Consider the following 1,921-nt stretch of genomic DNA (forward strand, 5'->3'; position numbering starts at 1 on the left):
ACCTGACACCTTTTTTTAGACATAATTTATCATACTTAAAGTAGGAGAGCCAATTTTAATTACCATTGGCTTATTTTTTGTTTGTTATTATCTAAATGACTTCAGCTAAACGATTCAAGACAAATTCTTTATCTAAATAAGAGAATAAATAACCCGCTTTTGGTCCTTTTTCTTTACCTAGAAAAGTATAATAAACCGCAGGAAATGCAACATTAGGGCTAACTCCTAATTGTTTAGTCGCAGTAAATAAAGCCGTTTGCAATTCTTCTCCTTCCCATTTTTCCACAGTGCTTAAAACGTCTTTTAATGTTCCTAAATATTGTTTTTGTTCATCGGTTAAATTAGCGGTAATTTCTGGGATTCGATCGAAATAAATCACCAGTTTTTCTTCTTCATCGGCATAGTTTTCTAACCAGTTTTTCGCTACCGCAATACGTTGGTTAATTTTTTCCCAATCATAATCATTTAAAGGACGTTCTGATCTATTAATAATTTCCTGTTTTAAATCTAAATGGGGTACTTGTAAAAGAGAAATAATTGTACTTATATCAAAGGTATAAAAAGGCTTAATTTCTTCATCTAATTGAGCATAAAAAAGAGGTAATAAAGTTTTATCTAACTCAATAGTTTCATTATTTTCAGTCTTTTTAGCATACTCATTTAATAAATTATCATAATCCCTAAATAAACGGGTAATCGTTTCATAATTAGGAGCAAAATTAATGACAGTTTTTGGCTGAGTTCTTAACATTAAAAAACGCAATAATTCAGGTGGTAATAAATCTGCCATGTCTTTGGCACTTGAGCCAACACCCTTAGAAGAACTCATTTTTGTACCATTGACTAAGATAAATTCATAAGGAGAATGGAAGGGCGGTTTTTTATGCAAAACTTTACGACAAATACCATTGGCTACATCACGAGAACCACCTTTTTGAGAGTGATCTTTTCCTGCCATTTCCATCGTAACACCGACTAAATCCCATTTAGCCACCCATTCCACTTTCCAAGGCAATTTACCGTTACCATCAAAAGGAGATACCCAACCTTCACTACCGCATCCTTTTACCCAGTCTGTAGCGTCTTCCTTGCAAGTGTAAAAAACTTTTTCGCCGTCATAGTCTGTCACAGTAGTAGTCGCAATTTTGCCACAATTAGGGCAGATTATCTGAAAAGGATACCAGTTATCGGGTCGATCGGCTTTACTAACTTCTTTATATACTTCTCGAACTTCTTTAGCGTGACGTAGAAACGTATCAATGTAAGAGTTTAATTTGCCACTGCGATATAAGTCTCTTAAATAATAAATTTCCGCTTTTACACCTAAATACTCGAAAACTTCAAGAAATTCCCCCATAAAATACTTAGCATAATCAGGAGCAGATTCATCAGGAGAGGGTACATTACAAAGAGGATAGCCTAAATAGGGGGCAAATTTTTCTTTATCTAAATAATGGGGTACTGTATCTAAAGCATCATAATCGTCCACCCCATAGGTGAATTTAACGGGTTTTCCTAGTCTTTTTAAGGCACGATACATAACATCATGAATAATAACTCCTCTGACTGAACCAACATGAACTCTACCTGAAGGAGTTTTGGAATCGTTTACTAACTCTGGCTGTTGCGATGACTCGGCTATTTTATCCGCCCAAAACATAATTTACTTTCTCTTATATCAATTAAACTATAAACTTTTTATTATACTCACTTCTGGTACTGATGAGGAGAAGTTTAACCTAAGTGAACTATAAAATGATGAAGATAAGAGGGGAGAGGGGCAGGGCTGTTTCATTGTCAAATTTTTGTTTAAAAGAAAGTAATGAGTAAAGAGTAATAAGTAATGAGTTTTGATAATTTACTATCATAAATTGATTATTTCAAGATTTATTATTATTACCTGAAATCTGGAAGCAAAAAA

The 1,921-nt window shown here is 33.7% G+C and carries 1 protein-coding gene; it reads right to left on the minus strand.

Annotated features, from left to right (window positions below; genetic code table 11):
• Nucleotides 1-91: 91 nt before the first annotated feature.
• Nucleotides 92-1,660 (minus strand): lysine--tRNA ligase, encoded by a 1,569-nt coding sequence (gene lysS, locus ACN4EE_RS23015; RefSeq protein ID WP_431708843.1) that lies wholly within the window; start codon nt 1,658-1,660, stop codon nt 92-94.
• Between the last annotated feature and the right edge of the window lie 261 nt (nt 1,661-1,921).

It is taken from the genome of Geminocystis sp. CENA526, assembly GCF_050753365.1.
Classification (GTDB): Bacteria; Cyanobacteriota; Cyanobacteriia; order Cyanobacteriales; family Cyanobacteriaceae; genus Geminocystis.

What these genes read in the sequence shown, in the direction of transcription:
- lysS (WP_431708843.1), bottom strand. Translation starts at nt 1,660, where the DNA reads ATGTTTTGGGCGGATAAAATAGCCGAGTCATCGCAACAGCCAGAGTTA.